The 23,369-nt window shown below is 67.8% G+C and carries 22 protein-coding genes; 14 read left to right on the top strand and 8 right to left on the bottom strand.

The window, feature by feature from the left end; genetic code table 11:
- From BM417_RS41910 to BM417_RS41880, 8 genes are all read left to right on the top strand, one after another.
- Window positions 1–699, top strand: a complete 699-nt coding sequence (locus BM417_RS41910) for an ESX secretion-associated protein EspG (protein ID WP_177320915.1) — start codon at window positions 1–3, stop codon at window positions 697–699.
- A gap of 44 nt (window positions 700–743) precedes the next feature.
- Window positions 744–878: a hypothetical protein gene (locus BM417_RS50015; protein ID WP_281251407.1), complete on the top strand. Its 135-nt coding sequence runs from the start codon at window positions 744–746 to the stop codon at window positions 876–878.
- Window positions 875–1,171 carry a hypothetical protein gene (locus BM417_RS41905; protein WP_093605684.1) on the top strand — a complete coding sequence of 99 codons (297 nt, stop codon included), beginning with the start codon at window positions 875–877 and terminating at the stop codon, window positions 1,169–1,171. Before BM417_RS50015 ends, BM417_RS41905 begins: the two co-directional genes overlap by 4 nt.
- A 51-nt stretch (window positions 1,172–1,222) precedes the next feature.
- Window positions 1,223–2,731: an alkaline phosphatase D family protein gene (locus tag BM417_RS41900; RefSeq protein WP_093605683.1), complete on the top strand. Its 1,509-nt coding sequence runs from the start codon at window positions 1,223–1,225 to the stop codon at window positions 2,729–2,731.
- 21 nt (window positions 2,732–2,752) lie between these two features.
- Window positions 2,753–3,994 (top strand): hypothetical protein, encoded by a 1,242-nt coding sequence (locus BM417_RS48275; RefSeq protein WP_177320914.1) that lies wholly within the window; start codon window positions 2,753–2,755, stop codon window positions 3,992–3,994.
- A gap of 94 nt (window positions 3,995–4,088) precedes the next feature.
- Window positions 4,089–9,488 carry a pullulanase-type alpha-1,6-glucosidase gene (pulA, locus tag BM417_RS41890; protein WP_093605682.1) on the top strand — a complete coding sequence of 1,800 codons (5,400 nt, stop codon included), beginning with the start codon at window positions 4,089–4,091 and terminating at the stop codon, window positions 9,486–9,488.
- A gap of 50 nt (window positions 9,489–9,538) precedes the next feature.
- Window positions 9,539–10,021, top strand: coding sequence for a MarR family winged helix-turn-helix transcriptional regulator (locus tag BM417_RS41885; protein WP_218164735.1), 483 nt, complete (start codon window positions 9,539–9,541; stop codon window positions 10,019–10,021).
- Window positions 10,022–10,061: 40 nt separating this feature from the next.
- Window positions 10,062–11,504: a DHA2 family efflux MFS transporter permease subunit gene (locus tag BM417_RS41880; protein WP_093605680.1), complete on the top strand. Its 1,443-nt coding sequence runs from the start codon at window positions 10,062–10,064 to the stop codon at window positions 11,502–11,504.
- A 64-nt stretch (window positions 11,505–11,568) separates the two neighbouring features.
- Here the strand turns inward: BM417_RS41880 and BM417_RS41875 are convergent, their stop codons facing one another.
- The 5 genes from BM417_RS41875 to BM417_RS41855 all read right to left on the bottom strand — a co-directional run bounded on the left by BM417_RS41875 (window position 11,569) and on the right by BM417_RS41855 (window position 14,332).
- Entirely contained in the window at window positions 11,569–11,940 is a 372-nt protein-coding gene (locus BM417_RS41875) for a hypothetical protein (RefSeq protein ID WP_177320913.1), read from the bottom strand.
- Between the two features lie 132 nt (window positions 11,941–12,072).
- The gene (locus BM417_RS41870) at window positions 12,073–12,402 is read right to left on the bottom strand and encodes a roadblock/LC7 domain-containing protein (protein ID WP_245822712.1); all 330 of its coding nucleotides are present in this window, start codon (window positions 12,400–12,402) and stop codon (window positions 12,073–12,075) included.
- Window positions 12,399–13,145 (bottom strand): hypothetical protein, encoded by a 747-nt coding sequence (locus BM417_RS41865; protein ID WP_093605678.1) that lies wholly within the window; start codon window positions 13,143–13,145, stop codon window positions 12,399–12,401. Before BM417_RS41865 ends, BM417_RS41870 begins: the two co-directional genes overlap by 4 nt.
- A 292-nt stretch (window positions 13,146–13,437) precedes the next feature.
- Complete coding sequence (locus BM417_RS41860; RefSeq protein ID WP_093605677.1) at window positions 13,438–14,055, bottom strand: hypothetical protein; 618 nt, start codon at window positions 14,053–14,055, stop codon at window positions 13,438–13,440.
- 16 nt (window positions 14,056–14,071) lie between these two features.
- Window positions 14,072–14,332 (bottom strand): hypothetical protein, encoded by a 261-nt coding sequence (locus BM417_RS41855; protein ID WP_143139050.1) that lies wholly within the window; start codon window positions 14,330–14,332, stop codon window positions 14,072–14,074.
- A gap of 34 nt (window positions 14,333–14,366) precedes the next feature.
- Here BM417_RS41855 and ndk point away from each other — a divergent pair, with 34 nt between their 5' ends.
- Both ndk and BM417_RS48270 read left to right on the top strand, forming a co-directional pair.
- Window positions 14,367–14,777: a nucleoside-diphosphate kinase gene (gene ndk / locus BM417_RS41850; RefSeq protein ID WP_093605675.1), complete on the top strand. Its 411-nt coding sequence runs from the start codon at window positions 14,367–14,369 to the stop codon at window positions 14,775–14,777.
- Between the two features lie 88 nt (window positions 14,778–14,865).
- Window positions 14,866–15,393 carry a hypothetical protein gene (locus BM417_RS48270; protein WP_177320912.1) on the top strand — a complete coding sequence of 176 codons (528 nt, stop codon included), beginning with the start codon at window positions 14,866–14,868 and terminating at the stop codon, window positions 15,391–15,393.
- A 471-nt stretch (window positions 15,394–15,864) separates the two neighbouring features.
- Here BM417_RS48270 and BM417_RS41840 read toward each other — a convergent pair whose 3' ends face one another.
- On the bottom strand, window positions 15,865–16,455 hold the full coding sequence (locus tag BM417_RS41840) for a GNAT family N-acetyltransferase (RefSeq protein ID WP_093605674.1): 591 nt from the start codon (window positions 16,453–16,455) through the stop codon (window positions 15,865–15,867).
- A 55-nt stretch (window positions 16,456–16,510) separates the two neighbouring features.
- Here BM417_RS41840 and BM417_RS41835 point away from each other — a divergent pair, with 55 nt between their 5' ends.
- The 4 genes from BM417_RS41835 to BM417_RS41820 are packed head-to-tail and all read left to right on the top strand — an operon-like array spanning window position 16,511 to window position 21,043.
- The gene (locus tag BM417_RS41835; RefSeq protein ID WP_245822710.1) at window positions 16,511–17,425 is read left to right on the top strand and encodes an ABC transporter ATP-binding protein; all 915 of its coding nucleotides are present in this window, start codon (window positions 16,511–16,513) and stop codon (window positions 17,423–17,425) included.
- The gene (locus BM417_RS41830; protein WP_093605672.1) at window positions 17,425–18,198 is read left to right on the top strand and encodes an ABC transporter permease; all 774 of its coding nucleotides are present in this window, start codon (window positions 17,425–17,427) and stop codon (window positions 18,196–18,198) included. The genes BM417_RS41835 and BM417_RS41830 overlap by 1 nt, the downstream gene beginning before the upstream one ends.
- Complete coding sequence (locus BM417_RS41825) at window positions 18,195–19,037, top strand: ABC transporter permease (protein WP_093605671.1); 843 nt, start codon at window positions 18,195–18,197, stop codon at window positions 19,035–19,037. Before BM417_RS41830 ends, BM417_RS41825 begins: the two co-directional genes overlap by 4 nt.
- Before the next feature lie 44 nt (window positions 19,038–19,081).
- Entirely contained in the window at window positions 19,082–21,043 is a 1,962-nt protein-coding gene (locus BM417_RS41820) for a TIGR03960 family B12-binding radical SAM protein (protein ID WP_093605670.1), read from the top strand.
- On the opposite strand, the gene BM417_RS41815 is transcribed toward BM417_RS41820, so the two are convergent.
- Together BM417_RS41815 and BM417_RS41810 are read right to left on the bottom strand one after the other, a co-directional pair.
- Window positions 21,033–21,776 (bottom strand): PhzF family phenazine biosynthesis protein, encoded by a 744-nt coding sequence (locus tag BM417_RS41815; RefSeq protein ID WP_093605669.1) that lies wholly within the window; start codon window positions 21,774–21,776, stop codon window positions 21,033–21,035. The two genes, BM417_RS41820 and BM417_RS41815, sit on opposite strands and share 11 nt — an antisense overlap.
- Window positions 21,773–23,170 (bottom strand): S8 family peptidase, encoded by a 1,398-nt coding sequence (locus BM417_RS41810; protein ID WP_093605668.1) that lies wholly within the window; start codon window positions 23,168–23,170, stop codon window positions 21,773–21,775. The genes BM417_RS41815 and BM417_RS41810 overlap by 4 nt, the downstream gene beginning before the upstream one ends.
- Window positions 23,171–23,369 lie beyond the last annotated feature (199 nt).

Below are 23,369 nucleotides of genomic sequence, written 5' to 3'. Positions count from 1 at the left end.
GTGCTTCGGTCGTCCATCCAACTGTCCGACCTCGCCTTCGACGTGTTGTGGAAGCAGGAGAAGCTGGGGGAGTACCACCCGGCGCTGTCCGTCGACTCGCCCGGTGAGACCGAGGACGAACGCGTGCTCATCGAGCGCGACGTCATCGGTGAGCTGCGCAGGGTCGGTCTCGACCACCCGGACGTCCGTGGGACGCTGCACCTGATCGCCAAGGCGGAGCACGACTACTCGGCCTGGATCGCGGTCACGCCGAACGAGACCAGGCCCGTGGTCGTGGCGGCGAACTCGCAGCACGGTGTCCTTGCGCTGCACGACAACGGGTTCGTGCAGCTGCACCCGATCCGGCCGGACAACGCGCCGGAGGTCCTCGCGATGCAGCTGCCGGACGTGCCGGCCGGTCGTGGCGCGTCGATCAACGTGCGCGCGACCGAGATCAACGTGCACCAACCCGGCAAGGCGTCGCCGTCGATCTCGTTGCGCCAGCTGCTCGCCCAGCCCCGCCAGGGCACGGCGAAGCTGTACGCGGCGAAGCGCGACGGCGAGGGCAGACAGCGCGCCAAGACCTTCCTCACCACGATCGACTTCGAGGACGGCCGCTGGCTCGTGGTCAAGTACACCGACCAGAACCATCAGACGTGGGTGCACGCCACGCCGGCGTCGCGCCAGATCATCACGGACTGGCTCAAGCGCCTCACGTAAAGGGATTTACCACTGCATAACCGGACTGCCGCAGCGTCGCGGCTGTGAGAAAGCCATTCGCCATCGCCGCCGCACTGGCCGCGACGCTGCTGACCGTCGGGCTGAGCTCGGGCACCGCCCACGCCGAGACCGTCCCGGCTGTGCCTCTGCCAAGCAGATCGGCACCACCGGCTACGTGAAGCACCAGGGCGCGACCATCGCGTCGGTCAAGCAGTTCGCCGGGTGCGGCAAGAACTTCGCCTACACCTGGGTCTGGGACTCCTACGCCAGGAGCCACACCTACCGCGTCTCGAACTGGATCGCGGTGATCGACGGCGACGAGGAGTACCCCGGCGGCGACCTCCGCAGCGGGAACAAGCAGGAGCTGTGGGGCGCCGGAGCGGCCACGTTGAACAAGTGCACCCGCGCGGTCTCCAGCGTGACCGTGCCAGGCGGCGGCTACGTCAGCGGCTGGACCGACCTGCGCTGCTGAAGTTCACCTCGGGTTTCAGAACTGGCCAGAACCGGCGACTAGAAACCGCGCATGACCTTCGACCGTCGCACGTTGTTCAAGGCAGGCGCATTCGGCACGGCCGCGGCGCTGGTGCCCTCGGGCATCAGCCTCGCGAAGACCGACCGCCCGATCCTCACGCACGGCGTGCAGTCCGGCGACGTCACCTGGGACGGCGGCATCGTGTGGACGCGCGCCGACCGTCCCTCGCGGATGCTCGTCGAGGTGTCCAACGACCCGGGGTTCCGCTTGTCCCGCCGCGTCCGCGGCCCGTTGCTCACCCCGGAGACCGGCGGAACCGGGCAGGTCAGGGTGACCAGCCTGCTGCCCGGCCGCCCCGCCTACTACCGCGTCACGGCCGAGGACCTGCACGGCCGCACCTGCAGCGAGGCCGTCACGGGCAGCTTCACCACCGCCCCGCTCGGCCGCGACGACGTGCGGTTCGTGTGGTCCGGTGACGTCGCGGGCCAGGGCTGGGGCATCAACCCCGACATCGGCGGCATGCCGATCTTCAAAGCCATGGCCGACCGCAGGCCCGACTTCTTCATCCACAGCGGCGACAGCGTCTACTCCGACGGCCCGATGCAGGCGAGCGTGACGCTCCCGGACGGCCGGATCTGGCGCAACGTCGTCACGCCGGAGAAGTCCAAGGTGGCCGAGACGCTCGACGAGTACCGCGGCCAGTTCGCCTACAACTTCCTCGACGACAACGTGAAGCGCTTCGCCTCCCAGGTGCCGGTCTTCGCGCAATGGGATGATCATGAAGTTACCAACAACTGGTACCCCGGCGAGATCCTGCAACTCCCGCAGTACACCGAGAAGCGCGTGGACGTGTTGGCACAGCGCGCTTTCCAGGCGTTCCACGAGTGGATGCCGATCGACCGGAAGCGCGCGGTGGACGGCCGCGTCTACCGGAAGTTTTCCTACGGCCGCAACGTCGAGATCTTCGTGCTGGACATGCGCACCTACAAGGACCGCAACACCTCACCCAAGGACCAGCCGGGCGTGATCCTCGGCGCCCAGCAGGCGAAGTGGCTCGTCGACGGGCTCAGCCGCAGCACCGCCACGTGGAAGATCATCGCGGCGGACCTGCCGATCGGCCTGACCGTCCCGGACGGCACCGACATCGAGGGCGTCGCGAACGGCCTGCCGGGCACGCCCAACGGCCGTGAGCACGAGATCGCGTGGGTGCTCAGGGAACTCAAGCGCCGCCGCGTCCGCAACACCGTCTGGCTGACCGCCGACGTCCACTACACCGCCGCGCACCACTACTCGCCCGACCGCGCGGCCGTGGGCGACTTCGACCCGTTCTGGGAGTTCGTGTCCGGCCCGCTGCACGCCGGCGCGTTCGGCCCCAACACGCTCGACCCGACGTTCGGCCCGCAGGCCGTTTTCGTGCACGCCCCGCCCGCCGCCAACACCACGCCGCTGGACGGGTTCCAGCACTTCGGCGAGGTCAAGGCGTCGCAGCACGAGCTCACCGTGTGGCTGCGCGACGCGACAGGCGCTTCGCTCTGGTCCAAAACGCTCAGGGCCGCCTGACACGAGACGTAGTGTCGGTGGGTGCCCATCTCGTTCGACACCTCCGGCTTCCGTCAGCTCGACCAGAACACCTGGCAGCACCCGAGCGGTGACCAGGCCGAACTGACCTACTACGGCGTGGTCCCGGATCTACCCGCCGGGCTGGACGACCTGCCGAGGCTCAGGCACCACCTCGCCCTGATCCACGGCGAGACCGGTTGCCTGATCGAGGCGCACGTCGTCCAGCTCGCCGGGGTGGCCGCGCTGCTGCGGATCGTCAAGATGCCGCTGCCGGACCAGCCGAACGGGCAGGGCTTCGTCTGCTCCTTCACCATCCCCAAGTCGAACTGCAGTGCCGTGCTCCAGCTCGGGGCGATGGAACGCGGCATGACGGGCACCCGCGAGGCCATCCTGGCCGCAGAGATCGGGTTCCAGAACTGGACCAAGTCGCACCCGTACGCGCCTGAACTGCAGGGCGTGCTGCCGTTCCACGCGGGCGACGATCCGCGCCACGACGCACGGTTCCCTGACCACCCGTTGGCGCGTGCGCGGGCGTGGGCGCATCACGTGGTCCGCACGGCCCAGGTGGATCCGCAGTTCGCCTCGCTGCCGCCGTACCAGGTCCAGCCGCCGCCACCGGTCGCGGCCGGCCAGACGCTGGTCACCGCGCTGCCGAGCCTGCCGGTGAAGGACTTCGTCGGCCTGCAGATCGGCGAGCAGACCACGTTCTGGCGGATGAGCGACCCGAAGCTGCGGGAGATGCTCGGCCGTGGCCTGATGGGCCGGTCGCCGCTCGCCGAGACCAGGTTCCGCGACATGCTCATGATCGACCCCGAGACGGGCGAGGTGATGATCCCCGACCGCTTCACCACCAACGGCGAGATGACCGCGCACGGCACGCGCCTGACCCAGGTCACGTTGCACGAGGCGGACGCCGAACTCTCGGACGAGGACGTCCTGGACGCCTTCCGGTGGGCCGGTCAGATGTGCGGTGAGGCGGCGGAACGCGGCGAGTACCTCTCCCTCGAACCGATCGAGAACCAAGGCGAGCAGGCGGATCCGCACGTCCTGCTGGCCGTGCAGCCGCACGAGGGCCAGCCGATGGCCATCGCCCAGTTCTCGCCGACGCCCACCGAAGGGCCGCTCGCCGGCTCGCCGAGCCGCAGCGCGCCCGCGACCCGGGAGTCCGTCGTGGGCATCGGCCTGATCGCCGGCATGGCGGTCAACGAGTGGCGCTCACATCCGCTGCGGATGGCGATCACCTACAAGCGTCCGGCAGGCTGATCGCAAACATTTGCAGTGCTCGACGTATTGTTTCCCGCTGTTTGTCGTGGTTTCGTGCAGCAACCCTGCAAGAGTTTGCGACAAGGAGGTCGCGATGCGTCGGGTCGTCGCCGCGCTCGCTGCACTGGTTCTGCTGCCCCTCACACCCGTTCAGGCCGTTGCCGCACCACCGCAACGTCTGGCCGTGGGGGAGGTGGTGGACATAGCGCCCGGTGTGCGCGACGGGGACGCGAGACTCGCGTTGCCGCCCAAGCGAGACGACCTGCGGGGCGAGCGCTTCTACTTCGTGATGCCCGACCGGTTCGCGAACGGCGACCCCGGCAACGACCGCGGCCGCTCGAACGCCGCCGAGAACGGCTTCAACCCCGCTGACAAGGGCTTCTACCACGGCGGCGACCTCAAGGGCCTGCATGGGAAGCTCGACTACCTCGACGGCATGGGCATCACGGCGATCTGGATGACGCCGATGTTCCTCAACCGCTGGGTGCAGGGCGACAGCGCCGGTTATCACGGCTACTGGACGCTCGACTTCACCAAGCTGGACCCGCACTTCGGCACCACGCAGGAGATGCGCGACCTGATCAAGGACGCGCACCGTCGCGGCATCAAGGTCTTCTTCGACATCGTCGCGAACCACACCGCCGACGTGATCAAGTACGCGGAGAACAAGACCCAGTACGTCAGCACGGGCGCGCAGCCGTATCTCGACGCGGACGGCAAGCCGTTCGACATCGCGGACTACGCGGGCAAGTCCACGTTCCCGAAGCTCGACGCCCAGAAGTCCTTCCCGTACACCCCGGTCAGGGACGGCCAGACGAAGTATCCGTTGTGGCTCAACGACTCCACGCTCTACCACAACCGCGGCGACTCGACGTTCTCCGGCGAGTCGAGCGAGCAGGGCGACTTCTCCGGCCTCGACGACCTGATGACCGAGCACCCGCGCGTGGTCAACGGCATGAAGGACATCTTCACCAACTGGATCGACACGCTCGACATCGACGGCTACCGCGTCGACACCGTCAAGCACGTCAACCTGGAGTTCTGGCGGGCCCTCGCGCCGCACGTGAAGCAGTACGCGAACCGCAAGGGCAAGAAGGACTTCTTCGTGTTCGGCGAGGTCTTCGACTCCTCCCCGGAGAACACCTCGAAGTACACGACGGCCGGCAGGATGCAGGCCACGCTGGACTTCCCGTTCCAGAGCAGCGCGCTGAGCTTCCTGTCCGGCAAGGGTTCCCAGCGCCTCGGTGAAGTGCTGCTGGACGACGACCGCTACACCGACGCCGACTCCAACGCCTCGTCGCTGCCCACGTTCCTCGGCAACCACGACATGGGCCGCGTCGCGTGGATGATCCGCAACGACAAGCCGGGCATCTCGGACGCGGAACTGCTGGAGCGCCTCAAACTCGGCAACACCCTGATGTACCTGTGGCGCGGCAACCCGGTCGTCTACTACGGCGACGAGCAGGGCTTCGCGGGCACGGGCGGCGACAAGCTGGCGCGTCAGGACATGTTCGCCTCCAAGACGCCGGAGTACATGGCGGAGAAGCTCGTCGGCAGCGACCGCACCGGCGCCCAGGACAACTTCACCACGACCCACCCGCTGTACCAGCAGCTCAAGGCCCTGGCCGCGCAGGTCGACCGCGATCCCGTGTGGCGTGACGGCAACCAGGTGCTCCGGTACGCCGACGGTGACGTCTTCGCGTTCAGCCGCATCCTCGGCCGTGAACACCTCGTCGTCGCGAACGCAGGCACCTCGCCGGCGACCGTCACCGTGCCCGTGTCGTCTTCGGCTTTTGAGAACGCACAGGTCCAGAACGGCCGCGTCACGGTGACCGTGCCCGCGCTGTCCTCCCTGGTGCTCAAGGGAACCAGCGACGTCGCGAAGTCGAAGCCGGCGCCTGTGCTGGTCGCTCCGGCCGCCGGAACCGTGCTGGACAAGCGCGTCGAGCTCCGCGCGGACGGCATCAGCGCGCCCAACGCCGCCGCCACCTTCGCCGCCCGCGTCGAGGGCACCCGCGACTGGACCGTGCTCGGCACCGACGACGCCGCTCCCTACCGCGTTTTCGCTGACCTGTCGACACTTCCGGGCGCGGCCGTCGGCAAGCGCGTCGAGCTGCGGGTGGTCGCGAAGTCCGGTGAGATCGGCGCGGACGGCGCGTTCGTGTCGCTCGTGGCCGCGCCGCCGATCCCCGATCCCGGTACGAAGAACCCGGACTGGCTGGTCGTGCACTACGCGCGCGACAACTACGACGGCTGGGGCCTGCACGCCTGGGGCGACGTCGAGACGCCGACCGAGTGGAACGCCCCGCTGCCGTTCGCGGGGGAGGACGTCTACGGGCGCTTCGCCTGGATCAAGCTGAAGCCGGGCGCCAAGTCGGTCGGGCTCATCGCGCACAAGGGCGACGAGAAGGACACGTCCGTCGACCGGTTCGTCGACCCGAGCGTGACGCCCGAGATCTGGCTGAAGCAGGGCGACCCGGCCGTGCACCCGTCCGAACAGGCGGCGACGGGCAAGGCGGTCGTCCACTACCTCGGCGACGCGTCCGGTGCCGTGGTGCGCGTTGCCGGACGAGCTGACGTGCCGTTCACCAGCGGTGTCGCGGAACTTCCGCCCACCACCGACTTCTCCGTCGTGCGCGGCACGACCGTGGAGGCGACGGGCAAGTTCACGAGTGGCCACTCGTGGGTCGCGGGCGGGAAGGTGCACGCTACGAAGGCCGCCGCCGAGAACCGGGCGGTGATCCACTACAACCGCGCGGACGGCGACTACACGGACTGGACGATGTACCACTGGACGGGTTCCGCCGAGCCGTCGCCGGGCTGGAACCAGTCGCGGGTGCCGGACGGGCGTGACCAGTTCGGCGTCTACTGGTCGGTGCCGCTCGCGGCCGGCGCGGCAGGCCTGAGCTACATCGTCCACCGCGGCGACACCAAGGATCCGGGCCCCGACCAGTTCCTCGACCTGGGGCAGAAGGGGAACGAGGTGTGGCAGTTGCAGGGCAACGAGACGTACCTGCTGCCGTCCAGTGTCGGCCCGGCCGCCGATGACGACCTGACCAAGGCCAAGGCGATCTGGATCTCCAAGGACAAGGTCGTCTGGGACGTGCCGTCCGTGCAGTCCGACGGCTACCGCCTCGAATACGGCGCACGGGTGCTGCGGCTGTCGCCCACGACAGAGGCGGTCCCGGCGCAGTTCCCGCACCTCAAGGGCAAGCCGGTGTTCGCCGTGCGCGGGTTCGTGGACGAGGCGTTGCGGGACAAGCTCTCCGCCGTGCACGTCGACGCGGGCGGCGCGATCAGGCACCGCACGAGCGTGCAGATCGCGGGCGTGCTCGATGATCGGTTCGCTTCCGCCGCAACGAAACTGACGTTCGGGCCGACGTTCGACCACGACTGCGCGTCGGTGCGGTTGTGGGCGCCGACCGCCGCCAACGTCAAGCTGCGCCTGTTCGACCAGCCTTCCGGCGAACCGAAGAAGGTCGTCCAGCTCAAGCGTGACGACGCCTCGGGCTCGTGGAGCGGTTCGGGCGACTGGAAGAACAAGTACTACCAGTTCGAGGTGACCAACTGGCAGCGCACGGTCGTGGTCACCGACCCGTACTCCGTGGCGCTGTCGGTGAACTCGACGCACTCGCAGTTCGCCGACCTCAAGGACAGCCGTTCGATGCCTGCCGGATGGTCGAAGGACGTGGCCAAGGGCATGGGCGGCGCGATCACCGAGCTGCACGTGCGGGACTTCTCGATCAACGACCAGTCCGTCCCGGCTGGGGATCGCGGCACCTACAAGGCGTTCACACACCGCGAATCGACCGGCATGAAGCACCTCAGGACGCTGGCCGCGGCGGGCATGGACACCGTGCACCTGCTGCCGACGTTCGACATCGCGACGATCCCCGAGAAGCGCTCCGACCAGGCCACCCCGGCCTGCGACCTGCCCTCGCTTCCGGCCGATTCCGACCAGCAGCAGGCCTGCGTCGGCGCGGTCGCGGGCAAGGACGGCTTCAACTGGGGCTACGACCCGTTCCACTACGACGTGCCAGAGGGCTCGTACGCCACGGCGGACGCGCAGAACGGCCAGGCGCGCTCGAAGCAGTACCGCGAGATGGTGAAGTCGTTGCACGACAACGGCAACCGCGTGGTGGTGGACGTCGTCTACAACCACACGGCGGCGTTCGGCGACGCACCGACGTCCGTGCTGGACAAGGTCGTGCCCGGCTACTACCAGCGCCTCAACCTCGACGGCTCGGTCGCGAACTCCACGTGCTGCGCGAACACCGCGACCGAGAACGCCATGATGGGCAAGCTCGTCGTGGACTCGGTGGTGCGCTGGGCGCGCAACTACAAGGTCGACGGCTTCCGGTTCGACCTGATGGGCCACCACCCGAAGGCGAACATCCTCGCGGTGCGCGCGGCACTGGACGCGTTGACCGTCGAACGTGATGGCGTGGACGGGCGCAAGATCGGCGTCTACGGCGAGGGCTGGGACTTCGGCGAGGTCGCCGGCAACGCCCGGTTCGAGCAGGCCACGCAGGCGAACATGGCCGGTACGGGCATCGGCACGTTCAGCGACCGGCTCCGGGACGCGGTGCGTGGCGGCGGTCCGTTCGACGACGACCCGCGCGTGCAGGGTCTCGGCTCCGGTCTGGCCGGGGACGTGAACTCCTCGCCCGCCAACGGCGACGTGGCCGCGCGGCTGGAGAACTACAGCGACCTGGTGAAGCTGGGCATGGCGGGCAACATGGCCTCGTACCGCTTCCAGTCGACGGCCGGGCCCGTCGTCGCCGGCCGGGACGTGAGGTACAACGGCACGGCCGCCGGGTACACCGGACAACCGCTGGAGGCGATCACGTACGTCGACGCGCACGACAACGAGACGTTGTTCGACGCGTTGACCTACAAGCTGAAGCCCGAGACGTCCGCCGCCGACCGCGTGAAGATGCAGACGGTGGCGCTGGCACCGGCGTTGCTCGGGCAGGGGCGGCCGTTCGTGCACGCGGGCACCGAGTTCCTGCGCTCGAAGTCGTTGGACCGCAACAGTTACGACTCGGGGGACTGGTTCAACGCCTACGACCCGTCGTTGCGCGACAACGGTTTCGGCCGCGGGCTGCCGCCGAAGGCCGACAACGAGTCGAAGTGGCCGTACGCGAAACCGCTGCTGGCCGGGCCGAAGCCGTCGTCCGCGGACATGAAGGCCTCGCTGGACGCGACCCTGGAGCTGCTGCGGATCCGGCAGTCGTCGCCGCTGTTCTCCCTTGGCGACGCGGATCTGGTGCAGCAGAAGGTGTCGTTCCCCGCGGCCGAGTCCGGCGTGATCGTCATGCACGTCGACGACACGGCCGGGCCGGACGTGGACCCGGCTCGTCGCGGGCTGGTCGTGGTGATCAACCCGTGCCCGACGGACCGGGCCGTGACGCTGCCCGCAGGTGACTGGAAGCCGCTGACCAGCGAGAAGAAGGTGGGAGCCGCGCGTTCGGTCGTGGTGCTCGAGCGATAGTCCCGCTGAGAAATAGTTTTGTTCCAGAGTAGTTTGCTACCGTAGTGCCCATGGGCACGACGGGGTGTACTGACCTGATGATGCTGCTGCATCGGACGTCGCACGCGCTGGAGACAGAGCTGACGGCGAGGCTCGCGGAGATCGGACTGACTCCGCGAGCCCGCTGCGTGTTGTCCGTCGCTCTGGACGCAGGGCTCACGCAGACCGAGATCGCCGACGTGGTCGACATCGACAAGACGACCATGGTCGTGACGATGGACGCGCTCGAATCCGCTGGTTACGCCGAGCGCAAGCCGTCGCCGACGGACCGCCGTGCGCGCGTTGTGGTCGTGACCGACTCGGGGCGCGAGATTGTGGCGAAGGCCGACGACGTGTACGCGGAAGTCGTGGGCAGCGTGCTCGGCTCGTTGCCGGGTGACGAGCGGGAAGGCCTGGTCAAGGGTCTGACGAGGTTGGTGGAAGGCCGCCTGAGCACCGTCGTGCCGTGTGAGAAGCCGCCGCGCAAGCGTGCTCTACGTCATGCAGTTGGGTAGAAGATAGTCCCGTACAAAACTATCTGCTACGGTTCCTCTTATGACTTCAGGGGGACCGAAGACGGATTCGCGCTGGCTCGCGCTGATCGTGCTGTGCGCAGGGATGTTGATGATCGTGCTGGACCAGACGATCGTGAACGTCGCGCTGCCCGCGATCGAAGAAGACCTCAAGTTCGGCCAGGCCGGTCTGGCCTGGGTCGTGAACGCGTACCTGATCGCCTACGGCGGTCTGCTGCTGCTCGCGGGTCGCCTGGGCGACTTGATCGGGCACAAGAAGGTGTTCCTGATCGGCCTCGGCGTCTTCACGGTCGCGTCGCTGCTGTGCGGCTTGTCCCTCAGCGCCGAGATGCTGATCGTGTCGCGCTTCGTGCAGGGCGCGGGCGGTGCGCTGGCCACGTCCGTGACGCTGGGCATGGTCGTGACGATGTTCCCCGAGCCTGACGAGCAGAGGCGCGCCATCGGTGTGTTCAGCTTCGTCGCGGCGGCGGGCGCGTCCCTCGGCCTGTTGCTCGGCGGTGTGCTGACCGACGCCATGTCGTGGCACTGGATCTTCTTCGTGAACATCCCGATCGGCATCGTGGCCGCTGTCGCCGCCGTGCGTCTGGTTCCTGACTCCGTCGGCCTCGGCCTGCGCGAGGGTGCGGACGTTCTCGGCGCGCTGCTGATCGTCGCCGCGGTGATGCTCGGCGTCTACACGATCGTCAAGGCGGAGCACTACGGCTTCGGCTCGGTCCACACGCTGGGGCTGGGCGCCGTGGCGGTGGCCCTGCTCGTTGGATTCGTGCTGCGCCAACGGACTGCCGCGAAGCCGTTGCTGCCGTTGCGGGTGTTCAAGTCCCGCAACGTGACCGGCGCGAACCTCGTGCAGATCTCGATGGTCGCCGGCATGTTCGGGCTGTTCTTCCTCGGCACGCTCTACATGCAGCTCGTGCTCCAGTACACGCCGTTGCAGATCGGCCTGGCGTTCATGCCCGTCGCCGGTGCGATCGCGGTGTTCTCGGTGTCGCTGTCGGCGCGCCTGAACTCCCGGTTCGGCGAGCGCAACATGCTGATCGTGGGCCTGCTGTTCATGCTGGTCGGCATGGTGGTGTTCACGCAGGTGCCGGTCGACGGCTCGTACCTTGCGCACATCCTGCCCGCCGTCGCGCCGCTGGGCATCGGCCTTGGCCTGTCGTTCCCGGCGCTGATGACGCTGGCGATGTCCGGTGCCTCCCACGACGAGGCGGGCCTCGCGTCCGGTCTGGTGAACACGACCGCGCAGGTGGGCGGTGCTCTGGGGCTCGCCGTGCTGGCCACGACCTCGACCAGCTACACGTCGTCGCTGCTGGCGTCGGGCGTCGGCCGGCTGGAGGCGCTGACCTCGGGCTTCCACCTGGCGTTCTGGATCTCGGCCGTGCTCGTGGCAGTGGCTTTGGGCCTGGCGGTGTTCGTGCTGCGGCAGGTCACCGTGTCGCGGGATTCCGGACCCGTTCTGGTGCATTGACCGAAAACACGGGAAAAGGGTGCCGGGGCCGGTTCGGCGGCTCCGACACCCTTTTTTGGTGCGACTAGATCTGCAGCTCGGACTCGATGCGCTTGAGGTGGTGCCGGGCCAGCGCGAGGTTCGACGATTCCCTTTCCAGCACGAGGTACAGGAAGAGCGAGCCTCTGGATTTCATGCCGCTCATCAGCCGGATCAGGTGGTACTGGCGGTGCAGCGTGATCAGGATGTCCTCGATGGTGTCGCTCAGGCCGAGGGTCTGCATCACGCGGAGCTTCGAGCGGACGACCTCGGTGTTCCCGGCCGCCGCGACCTCCAGGTTCAGCCAGTCACCTCCGCCGCTGGTACCGAGCGACATCCCGCTGTCGTAGTCGACCAGCGCGACGCCGACGGCGCCGGAGATGGCCATGGCCTCTTTCATTGCGATATCGATGTTCATCAGACTCCACTCCTCTATGTCAACTGGTGATCGAGGCGACGTGACCGGTTTCTCGCTCCTCGATCGCATGCGGACACGTCTCCACATTGCCGAGAGCAATGAACCCAATTCGGACATGTGCTGCGACCATTTTTATTCGGTGGACGGTGCGGTGGGCGCCATGATCGAGCCGATTCGCTCGATCGCGGGCCTGGACTCGTGAAGCAGACGCCCGAGGTTCAGTCCGTTGTCCCCGAGCACGACCATCAGCGCCGTCCTGCTGACGGCGTACACGGCCATGTAGCCGTTGCTGCCGAACACCACGGTCTGGTTGAGCTTGCCCAGGCCGATCACCTCCGCCGCCTGGCGTGCGATGCCGAGGTCGGCGGCGGCGAGCGCGGAGATGTGTGCTGGCTCGACGTTCTTCGCAACATCGGTGAGAATGGGAATTCCGTCGGACGCGGCCAGCACCGTGTCGGTCACTCCGGCGACGTTTTCTCGAAGCTTCCGCAGTTCGGCGGCCAGGGCGTCGTAGTCCAATGCAGTTCCTTTCCGCTGGTCTGCCCTGTTTCTGTACGGGGGCGCAACGAGGGCAGGCCCCAGTGTGAAAAACTGAACGCGGTCGCCGGCGGGGCGATTTCCAGCAGTCCTTCATCGAGCATTCGGGAGACCTCGACGGTGACCGAGTGCAGACTCCGTCCGATCGCGAAAGCCACGTCTCGTGCACTGCGTCTTCCGGTGGCGTGCGCGATGATCTCCCGCCGTTCCGCGCTGGACGGCTCGGCTCCGCGGGCGGCCACCACGCGGTCCCGGTAGGGCGACAACGGGACCGGCAGTGAGGCGATCGCGTCCAGCCGATCGGCCGTGTCCGCCAGCAACACCTCCGGCGCGACACCCTCGGCCGAGGGCAGCAGGGGTTCTTCTGTGTCGTCTTCGACGACGCATCTTTCGACGTCACCGGCTGCAACGGCGAACGCGCCGTCCTGCATGGCGGCCAGGGCTACGGCCTGGATCTCGTCGGGCCCGAGGTGCCCGCGAGCGATGAGCGCCGCCTGAAGCGACCCCGTCTCGACGCTCTCCACCAGCGCCGCGTTCCAGTCCTCCGCACTGACCCTGACCGAGCCCAGCAGCAGCACCTCCACTCCAGGTGAGCCCGCGCTGTCCACCGCGATCACCGCGCCGTCGCGCAGGTGGAACAGCCCGCCCGCGTTGCCCGCGACGCGCAATGCTCCGGTGAACTGATCAATGTGGCATTGCGCCAAGGCGTGTGCGAGGACGTCGAATGCGGCTCGGTAGTCGCGTTTCAGAAGTCACTCCGGGTTAATTCGGGATTACTGGGCGGAATCCTGGCCGAATCACCGCCCAATGGGCACTTCCCGCTCATCTGAAGAGCGACCGCCGCCGTTACTTCCTACCCGCAGGAGTCGTACGGGCACGCCCGAAATCACACGATCGAGTGAAGCATTCCAGATCGTGTGGCACAATATTCTTGTATTTATCCAATGTCTATGGAAATCGTCAGTGATCGGCCAGCTCTTCGCGCTTCCGGACGTCTTCCGTGCGCAAGATCCGGAACTTGCGGTCGTGTGCGCCCAGGACTTTCAGGAAGCCGGGGCTCGTCTCGAACACGTAGACCTCCTCGGCGTCGTTGATCCGCTCCTTGGGTACCCATGGCGTGCTGACGATGGCGGCGACCGCCAGCGCAGACCCGGCCAGCAGCCAGGCGAACCACTTGAGCAACCACCGCGCGTTGCGAATGGCCAGCACCATGGCCGCACCGATCGCCACGGCCCCGAGCGCGAGCCACCAACGGTGGTACGTGAGCGTGTGGGACACCATCAGCGCGATGAGCACGATCAACGTGAGAAGCGCCGTCGTGTTCGCACGCTCGGGATCCTTGCGCGTGCGGAAGTAGAAGAAGAACGTCGCCGGCGTGACGATCATCAGCAGAACCGTGCTGATGCGGTCGTCGGCCATGAACGTGCCGAGGAACAGCCCAGGCGCGTCGTCCAGTTCGAGTGTGTGGAGGAGCGCGAACGCCGTGTGCCAGTCGTAGTGGCTGACGGCGAGGAGCCGCAGGAGGACGAACAGGACAGCGGCGCCGGTCAGAGCGGACCCCGTGTGCTTTGCGCTCATGACGCAGAACTATGGCTTACCGGGTCTGCCCGGTCAGATCGTCCGCCGCCGCGTCGTCCGTCGCCGCTGCGTCGTTCGCCGCCGTCGTGCCGTCCACTGCCGTCGTGCCGTCCATCGCCGCCGCCGCGTCGTCGACCGCCGCCGTGCCGTTCGCCGCCGCCATGCCGTTCACCGCCGCCATGTCGTCCGCCGCCGAGACAGCGAGGTCAGGCCAGGCTTGGCCGGACGGGTGGTCAGGCACAGGCCTGGCCGGGCGGGTGGCTACCCTGTTGCCCACATCCCGTACCTGTTCTTCAAGGAGTCACACCGTCGTGTCCGAGCGCACCCTGGTTCTCGTTAAGCCCGATGGCGTTGCCCGTGGTCTCGTTGGCGAGGTGATCGCCCGCATCGAGCGCAAGGGCCTCAAGCTCGCCGCCCTGGAGCTGCGCACCGCCGACCGCGCCACCGCTGAGCAGCACTACGCGGAGCACGACGGCAAGTCGTTCTACGGCGACCTCGTCGACTTCATCACCGGTGGGCCGCTCGTTGCCATCGTGGTGGAGGGTGTCCGGGCGATCCCGGCCTTCCGTCAGCTCGCCGGTGGGACCGACCCCATCGAGAAGGCGACGCCCGGCACGATTCGTGGCGACTTCGGGACCGAGGTCCAGTACAACCTGGTGCACGGGTCGGACTCGGCCGAGTCGGCGGAGCGCGAGATCAAGATCTGGTTCCCGAACCTCTGAGGGTTCGACCTTCGAGGGTTGAACCTTTGATGTTCGTGAGTGGCCCTGGCCGGCAAAATCGGTTGGGGCCACTCGCTATTTTCGGGCTGTGCCGTTGACTGAAGCCGAGCTTGCTGACGATCTCGCCAGAGCGGGACTCGTGTTCCTCGGGCTGTGGGAACAGCAGCCTGAGCTGCCCACGCCGCCTGATCGTGGCGCCGCCTCCAGCCTGCGTGAGCATGGGCGCTTCGACTCGTCCGCGGTCAGCATCGACGACCCTGAGTTCGTTTCCCGGATCAACGCCGAGTGGTGGCGGATGGCCACCTCGTACGAGCTCTTCGATGAGCGGCGTGAGTTTCTGCTCTGTGTTGATTTGCGGGATCCCGGTGCTGTCGATGGGGAGCCCCGGTGGGCTCGGGTTCGGTTGTCGGGCCGGGTGGGGGACGGAGAAGTAGGCCTGTCCGTTGCCGGTGGTGCTTGCGGGCAGTTGCGGGGGTGGTTGTTCGAGGAGGACGGCCGGGAGCTTTGGGTTCCTGAGTTTTCGGCGTTGTCCTTGGACTCTCGGATGTTGATCCACACCACGCTTTGGGGGGATTACACGGTCAGCGTCATTGTGGTTCGGCCTGATCGGGTGTGACGCCTTCGGCGTGCGCGGTCGTTGCGTGGGTCGTCCCCCTGTTTCGTTGGCGGGTGCGCGTTGCGAGTCCGTAGGTGGTTGGGTTGCGGGCGTTCAGGTTGCGCTGCTTCCTGGGGCTCCGCCCCAGACCCCGCCAATCTGATCCAAAACCGGGGCCTACGCCGTGCGTGGGTTGATGGCACGCCTGGTGCTTTGGGCGGAGGCGCGTTGCTTTGGTGGTTGCGTTGGTGGGGTGGTTTCGTCACGAGCCGAGCCAAGAGCGGGCCACATGCAAGGAGGGGTGTCAACTCGACGAAAAGCGTGTCGAGTTGACACCCCTCCTTGCATGCAGCAAGAGCTGTGGCACGACTCGTGACGAAACCACCCCACCCAGACCGCACGGTAAGGACGGCTCGCCTTCGGCATCGCGGGTGGGCGGCGTTTGCCGTGATTGCGCGCTCTGACTGCTCGACTTCGGCTTCGCGGGCTGGATCAGGCTCCTCGTCGTGGGCTGCCGCCCAGTCCACCCGCCGCCGCGCCGTTCAGTGACGTGCCCTCCGGGTAGCCGAGCGGCAGGTACATCCACACGTCGTCCCAGCGCTCGGTTCCTACGGCGATCGCGTTCGGCATGCGGCCGCATTCCCGGAAGCCCAAGGACTCGTAGAGTTCGATGGCGCCGTGGTTGTTGCCGCGCACGCCTAGCGAGAGGATCTCGACGGCCTGCTCGCGGGCGTTGGCGATCAAGCCCTCCATCACCAGCTTGCCGAGGCCCAGGCCGCGGGCCGAAGGGTGGGCCATGATCTGCTGGATTTCGGCTCGGTGCTGGAAGACGGCGGTCGAGCCTCGGCGCCACAGGCCCACGGCGCGCACCACGCCGTCGACGAGTGCGACGGCGAAGGCTGCGTCACCTTCGCGGACCTGTTTCAGGACGGTGTCCAGCCAGGTCGAGATGCGTTCGTGGGTTGGCGGTTCGTGGTAGCCGACCGCGCCGCCTGCCGCTACCACGTCGTGCACGACTGCGTGGATCTCGGTGCGGAGGTGGTCGTCGGCTTCCGAGAGCCAGTGCAGGGTCGTCGTGGGCATGGGGCGATCGTAATTGCGTCGAGAATTGTCAGACCTGTTCGTTAACGTCGGGCGGGTGGACAACCTCGTTGAGGCCAAGGCTCTGACCAAGCACTTCGGGTCGTTTGAGGCCGTGCGCGGCATCGACGTCGAGGTGCGCAGAGGTGAGGCGTTCGGGTTTCTCGGGCCCAACGGGGCGGGGAAGTCGTCGACCATGCGGATGATCTCGTGCGTGTCCGGGCGGAGCGGTGGCGAGCTCAAGGTGCTGGGCATGGATCCGGCCACACAAGGGCCGCTGATCCGGGCTCGGCTCGGGGTGGTGCCGCAGCTCGACAACCTCGACACTGAGCTGACGGTTCGGCAGAACCTGCAGATCTACGGGCGGTACTTCGGGATGTCGCGGCAGAAGTGCCGGGAGAAGGCCGCGGAGTTGCTGGAGTTCGCGCAGCTGGCCGACCGGGCCGATCACGAGGTCGAGCCGCTCAGCGGCGGGATGAAGCGGCGGCTCACGATCGCCAGGTCCCTTGTGAACGATCCGGAGTTGCTGCTGCTTGACGAGCCGACGACCGGGTTGGATCCGCAGGCGCGGCATCTGTTGTGGGACAGGCTGTTCCGGCTCAAGCAGGACGGTGTCACGCTCATCATCACCACGCATTACATGGACGAGGCCGAGCAGCTGTGCGACCGGCTCGTGGTGATGGACGGTGGACGGATCGCGGCGGAAGGGTCGCCCAGCGAGCTGATCAACAGGTACTCCACCAGGGAGGTGCTGGAGTTGCGGTTCCAGCCCGGCGCGGAGAAACCGGACCTGGAGAGGTTCGCGGAGCGGGTCGAAGTGCTGCCGGATCGGTTGCTGCTCTACACGCAGGACGGCGAAGCGACCCTCCAAAGAGTCCATGAGCACGGGGTTGCGCCGGTGCAGAGTCTCGTGCGGCGCAGTTCGCTGGAGGACGTGTTCCTACGGCTCACCGGCCGGACGTTGGTGGACTGATGCAGACGCTCAGGGCCTCCTGGTTCGGGTTCGAGAAGCACTGGACGTGGTACCGGCGCAACTGGCGGGCCACGGTCGTGTCGAGCTTTCTGACGCCCGTGTTGTTCCTGCTCGCGCTGGGGCTCGGGTTCGGGTCGCAGGTGCAGTCGACGGCGTTGATCGGCGGGGTGCCGTATCTGGAGTACCTCGCGCCCGCGCTGGTCGTCGTGACGGCGTTGCAGGGGGCGACGTTCGAGTCGACGTACGCGATCATGTCGGCGTTTCTGTGGCAGAAGTCGTACGTCGGGATGGTGGCCACGCCGATCACGCCCGCGCAGGTGCTCTACGGGCAGATGTTGTGGATCGGGTCGCAGATGTTCGTGCGGTCCGCGGTGTTCGTGGGGATCGCGGTCGTCCTCGGCGCGGCGGCGGGGCCCGGCATCCTCGTGTCGATTCCGGTTGCGACGGTGGCGGCGTTGGCGTTCAGTGCGCCGTTGGTCGCCTACAGCGCGACGTTGGACAAGCCGGACGGCTTCACCACGATCTTCCGGTTCGTGATGATGCCGATGACGCTGTTCACCGGGGCGTTCTTCCCGGTCAGCCAACTGCCGGACTGGTTGTTGCCGGTGGTGTGGCTGACGCCCGCGTGGCACGGCATCGAGCTCGCGAGAGGCACGACGTTCGGCACATTGGACCTCTTACCGGCGTTGGGGCACCTCGCGTACCTGACGGCGCTGACGGCCGCGGGCATCGCGCTCGGCGTGAAGTTCTTCCACCGGAGGCTGGCGGTATGACGCAGACCCTCGATCGCGAGAAGGCCGTGCCCGCCAGCGTGGGGCTGTTGTGGCGCGTGATTCCGCCGGGGCTCTACGGCGGCAAGGCGAGCATGCTCGTCGAACGCGCTGCGATCGTGAACCGGCGCGCGTGGTTCGTGCTGGTCGGCGGGGCGTTCGAGCCCGTGCTGTTCCTGTGGTCGCTGGGGCTCGGGTTCGGGCAGATGGTGACGGCGGTGGCCGGGCCGGACGGGCGGCCGATCAGCTACGCGGCGTTCGTGGCGCCCGCGCTGCTGGCGGCGAGCGCGATGAACGGGGCCGTGTACGACGCGACGTTCAACGTGTTCTTCAAGTTCAAGTACGTGAAGCTGTACGACGCGATGCTCACGACGCCGATGGGGCCGATGGACATCGCGATCGGCGAGATCGCCTGGGCGCTCATCAGGGGTGGCCTGTACTCGGCCGGGTTCCTCGCGGTCATGCTTGGGATGGGGCTGATCTTCTCGCCGTGGGCGTTGCTCGCGTTGCCGGCGGCGTTGCTGGTGGCGTTCGCGTTCGCCGCGGTGGGCATGGCGGCGACGACGTTCATGCGGTCGTGGCAGGACTTCGACCTCGTGCAGCTCGCGGTGTTGCCGTTGTTCCTGTTCTCGACGACGTTCTACCCGCTGTCGGTGTATCCGGGCTGGTTGCAGACCGTGGTGACGTGGACGCCGCTCTACCACGCCATCGAGCTGATGCGGGGCCTCACGCTGGGCGTTGTCGGCTGGGGCATGCTCGGTCACGTCGCGTACTTCGCGGTGCTGGCGGCCGTCGGAACGGTGGTGGCGGCACGTCGATTGGGCACGTTGTTGCTGGACTGAGGCGCGATTCGGCCCACGCCTGTGGGGGCCGTTACTCTGGTCGTGTGAGTGTCGAGTCTGTTTTCCCCAGGTTGGAGCCACTGCTGCCGCGGATCTCGAAGCCGGTGCAGTACGTCGGCGGGGAGCTCAACGCGACCGTCAAGGACTGGGACGCGGCGTCCGTGCGCTGGGCTTTGATGTACCCCGACGCGTACGAGGTCGGGCTGCCCAACCAGGGCGTCATGATCCTCTACGAGATCCTCAACGAGCTGCCGGACGTGCTCGCCGAGCGCACGTACGCCGTGTGGCCGGACCTCGAGAAGCTCATGCGTGAGCACGACGTCCCGCAGTTCACGGTGGACGGCCACCGCCCGGTGAAGGCGTTCGACCTGATGGGCATCAGCTTCGCGACGGAGCTGGGCTACACGAACATGCTCACGGCGCTGGACCTCGCCGGCATCCCGCTGCACGCCAAGGACCGCACCGAGGACGACCCGATCGTGGTCGCCGGTGGGCACGCGGCGTTCAACCCCGAGCCGATCTCCGAGTTCGTGGACGCGGCGGTGCTGGGCGACGGCGAAGAGGCCGTTCTGGAGATCACCGAGATCGTCAGGGCGTGGAAGGCCGAGGGCAGCCCCGGCGGCCGTGACGAGGTCCTGACCAGGCTCGCCGAGACCGGCGGCGTGTACATCCCGCGCTTCTATGACGTGGAGTACCTGCCGGACGGCCGCATCCAGCGCGTCGTGCCGAACCGCGACCGGGTCCCGTACCGCGTCTTCAAGCGCACCACGATGGACCTCGACGCGTGGCCGTACCCGAAGCAGCCGCTGGTGCCGCTCGCCGAGAGCGTCCACGAGCGGATGAGCGTCGAGATCTTCCGCGGCTGCACGCGCGGCTGCCGCTTCTGCCAGGCGGGCATGATCACCCGCCCGGTGCGCGAGCGGTCCATCGAGGGCATCGGCGCGATGGTCCAGAAGGGCCTGGCGGCGACCGGCTTCGAAGAGGTCGGGCTGCTGTCCCTGTCCAGTGCCGACCACAGCGAGATCGCCGAGATCACCAAGGGCCTCGCGGACCGCTACGAGGGCACGAACACGGGCCTGAGCCTGCCGAGCACCCGCGTCGACGCGTTCAACATCGATCTCGCGAACGAGTTGTCCCGCAACGGAAGGCGCTCGGGTCTGACCTTCGCGCCCGAGGGCGGCAGTGAGCGGATGCGCCGCGTCATCAACAAGATGGTGTCCGAAGAGGACCTCATCCGGACGGTGTCGGCCGCGTTCTCCAACGGCTGGCGGCAGGTGAAGCTCTACTTCATGTGCGGCCTCCCGACCGAGGAGGACGAGGACGTCCTGCAGATCGCGGAGATGGCGAAGAACGTCATCCGCGCGGGCCGGCAGGCCAGCGGCCGCAACGACGTCCGCTGCACCATCTCGATCGGCGGGTTCGTGCCCAAGCCGCACACGCCGTTCCAGTGGGCCGCGCAGTGCGACCCGGACGTGGTCGACGACCGGCTGAAGAAGCTCCGCGACGCCGTGAACAGCGACCGCAGCCTCGGCCGCAACATCGGCATGCGCTACCACGACGGCAAGCCGAGCCTCATCGAAGGCCTGCTCAGCCGGGGTGACCGCCGCATCGGCAAGGTCATCGAGGCCGTGTGGCGCGACGGTGGCCGGTTCGACGGCTGGAGCGAGCACTTCTCCTACGACCGCTGGACCGCGAAGGCGGCGGAACAGCTGGAGCCGCTCGGCGTCGACCTCGCCTGGTTCACCACCCGCGAGCGCGAGGAACTGGAGGTCCTGCCCTGGGACCACCTCGACTCGGGCCTCGACAAGGAATGGCTCTGGGCCGACTGGCAGGACGCGCTCGACGAGCGCGAGCAGGACGACTGCCGCTGGACCCCGTGCTTCGACTGCGGTGTCTGCCCGGCGATGGGCACGGACATCGAGGTCGGTCCGACGGGTCGCAAGCTGCTGCCGATCTCCCCGGTCGGCGTCGGCTCGCCGGTGAAGAACCCCGCTCTCACGCCGTAACGGCCGAGATCCCGCCCACCATCACGCCTGGTCCCGCGACCGTGGCCGTGATGGTGGCGGGCCGGCCGAGCGAGTCACCCATGTCGACGGCGACGTCCGCGGCCAGATGAGCCGCGAGGCAAGCTGTGCTGTTGGCGTTGGCGATGTCCTCCGGCACACCGATGGACGGCGCGAACATCCGAGCCGCGTACCGGCCGGGCCCTGAGCTGTAGGCGTAGCACCCCAGCAGGCCGAACTCGTCGGTCGCCGCGCGCAGCAGGGCGAGATCCGGCGTCAAGGCCGCGACGTCGGGCACCTCGATGAGCACCCGCGGCCGTCCCAGCGTCGCGATCACACACGTGCCGTCTGCGCCCAACGCGCCCACGACTGCGGCCAGTTCGGTCGGCGTGGCGGGCCGGACCTGGATCGGTCCCGGATCGAAGGCGGCCTCGACGCCGTCCGGCACCAGCGTCGCCGTGCCGCGGAACGTCCTCCCGCCCGTTCGAAGCGTGAACTCGCGTTCGCCGTCCGCGGCCAGAACCGCAAGCGCGGCAACGGTTCCGTGCCCGCAGCCAGGCAGTTCGCCCTCGGATGTGAAGAACCTCAGCACCCCGCCCGCCCCGACGAACACAGCGTGCGAAACGCCGTACCGGACAGGCAGCGCCCGGCGTTCGGCATCGCTGAAATCCCCGTCGTCCACGACGAGAGTCGGACTGCCGCCCGTTCCGTCGCGCAGACAGGCGTTGACGATCACTTCGTGACGGCGGCCAGCGCGTCCACGAGTCCGTGACCGTAGAACGAGTTGTACTCCGAGTACCCGGTGCAGAACGCGTCCTGCACACCCGTCCCGTTCAGGTCGTAGTCACCAGGGCAGGCCAGCGTCTCGGCCTGCGCGTTCAACATGCGCCCCAACGACACCGCGTCGGTCTCCGGATGCGTGGACGCGATCAGCGCCGCCACCCCGGTCGCGTGCGGCGTCGCCATCGACGTGCCGCACGAGTAGTCGTAGCCGGACGGCACGGTCGACAGCACGCATCCGGTCGGGGTGCGCGGATCGCCACCCGGTGCCGTCACGTCGATCGCGCCCAGCCCGTACGAGCTGTACCCGGCCTTGGTCTTGGTCGACTCGACCGCCGACACGCCCACCACGTTCTTGAGCTGCGCCGGAAGCACCACGCACGTCGAGTCCACCGGTCGCGTCTGAGCCTCGCCGTTCGTCGGCGACATCGAGTCGCGCCCCGGCCGGGACAGGTCCGCTGCGGCGTTTCCGGCGGCGGCGACCGTCAGCACGTTGCGCGAGGTCGCGTAGTCCACGGCACGACGCACGGCCTCGTAGATGATGCGCTGACCAGGCTCGCTCTGGCACGTGAACAGGTACGGGTCGATGAAGTAGCTGTTGTTGGTGATCGTCATGTTCTGCGAGGCGGCCCACATGAAGCCGCACACCGCGTACTCGGGGTAGATGAAGCCGTCGTCGTCCACGACCTTCACGGACGCGATGCGCACGCCCGGTGCGACGCCCGTGGTGCCGCGGCCGTCATCAGCGGCGGCGATGGTGCCGGCGACGTGCGTGCCGTGGGCGGAGGTCGTCGGGATCCACGCGGACGGCGACGTGTCGGGCTTGCCGGTCAGGCACCCCGCGGACAGTTCGGGGGCCAGCGCGCCGACGAGATCGGGGTGGCGGGCGTCGACGCCGGAGTCCAGGACGCCCACGACGACGGACTTGGAACCCGTGGTGATCTCGTGCGCGGCCGGCGCCTTGATGAGATCCATGTCCCATTGTTCGGCCGAGCGCACGCCCGAGGGCCGGAACAGCTCCGTGTCGTCCTTCTTCCGCTTCACCGACCGCTTGGCGATGCTCTCGCCCTGGGCGCTGTAGGCGCGTTCCGGGCCGATCAACCGGAGGAAGCCGGGGTCGGGCGAGGTGGCCACCGCGACCGAGATCTGCGGGTAGTAGACGGTGGTCAGACCGCACGCCTCGGTGATCTCCGCGTTCGCCGTCTCAGCGGGCGTGGACTGCGGAAACACCACCAGGTAGCGCAGCAGTGGACCTGGCTGGATGCAGGACGCCGTCACGGGTGCCGGGTCCGGTTCCGCGCCGGCGGGCAGGGATGCCGCCAGACACCCGGCGACGAGCAGTGCGGTCATCGCCGCCCCTCGAGCGCGGTGGGGCAGAGGCACCAGGGACCTCCAGTCGGCAGGGCGTCCAGTCAGCCGGACCGTAGCCACGCGCAACGATCTAGACAAGCTGAACGTTCTGAATCAGGTTCACGGTACCGTCCTACTGGACGAACAGCCTGCGCCGATGGGACCGCTCACCCGTCGGAACACCAAGGGGAGCACCGCT

Origin of the sequence: Lentzea waywayandensis (genome assembly GCF_900115955.1) — a bacterium.
In the GTDB taxonomy this organism is placed as follows: Bacteria; Actinomycetota; Actinomycetes; order Mycobacteriales; family Pseudonocardiaceae; genus Lentzea; species Lentzea waywayandensis.
This window is presented reverse-complemented; position numbering and strand designations above follow the sequence as displayed.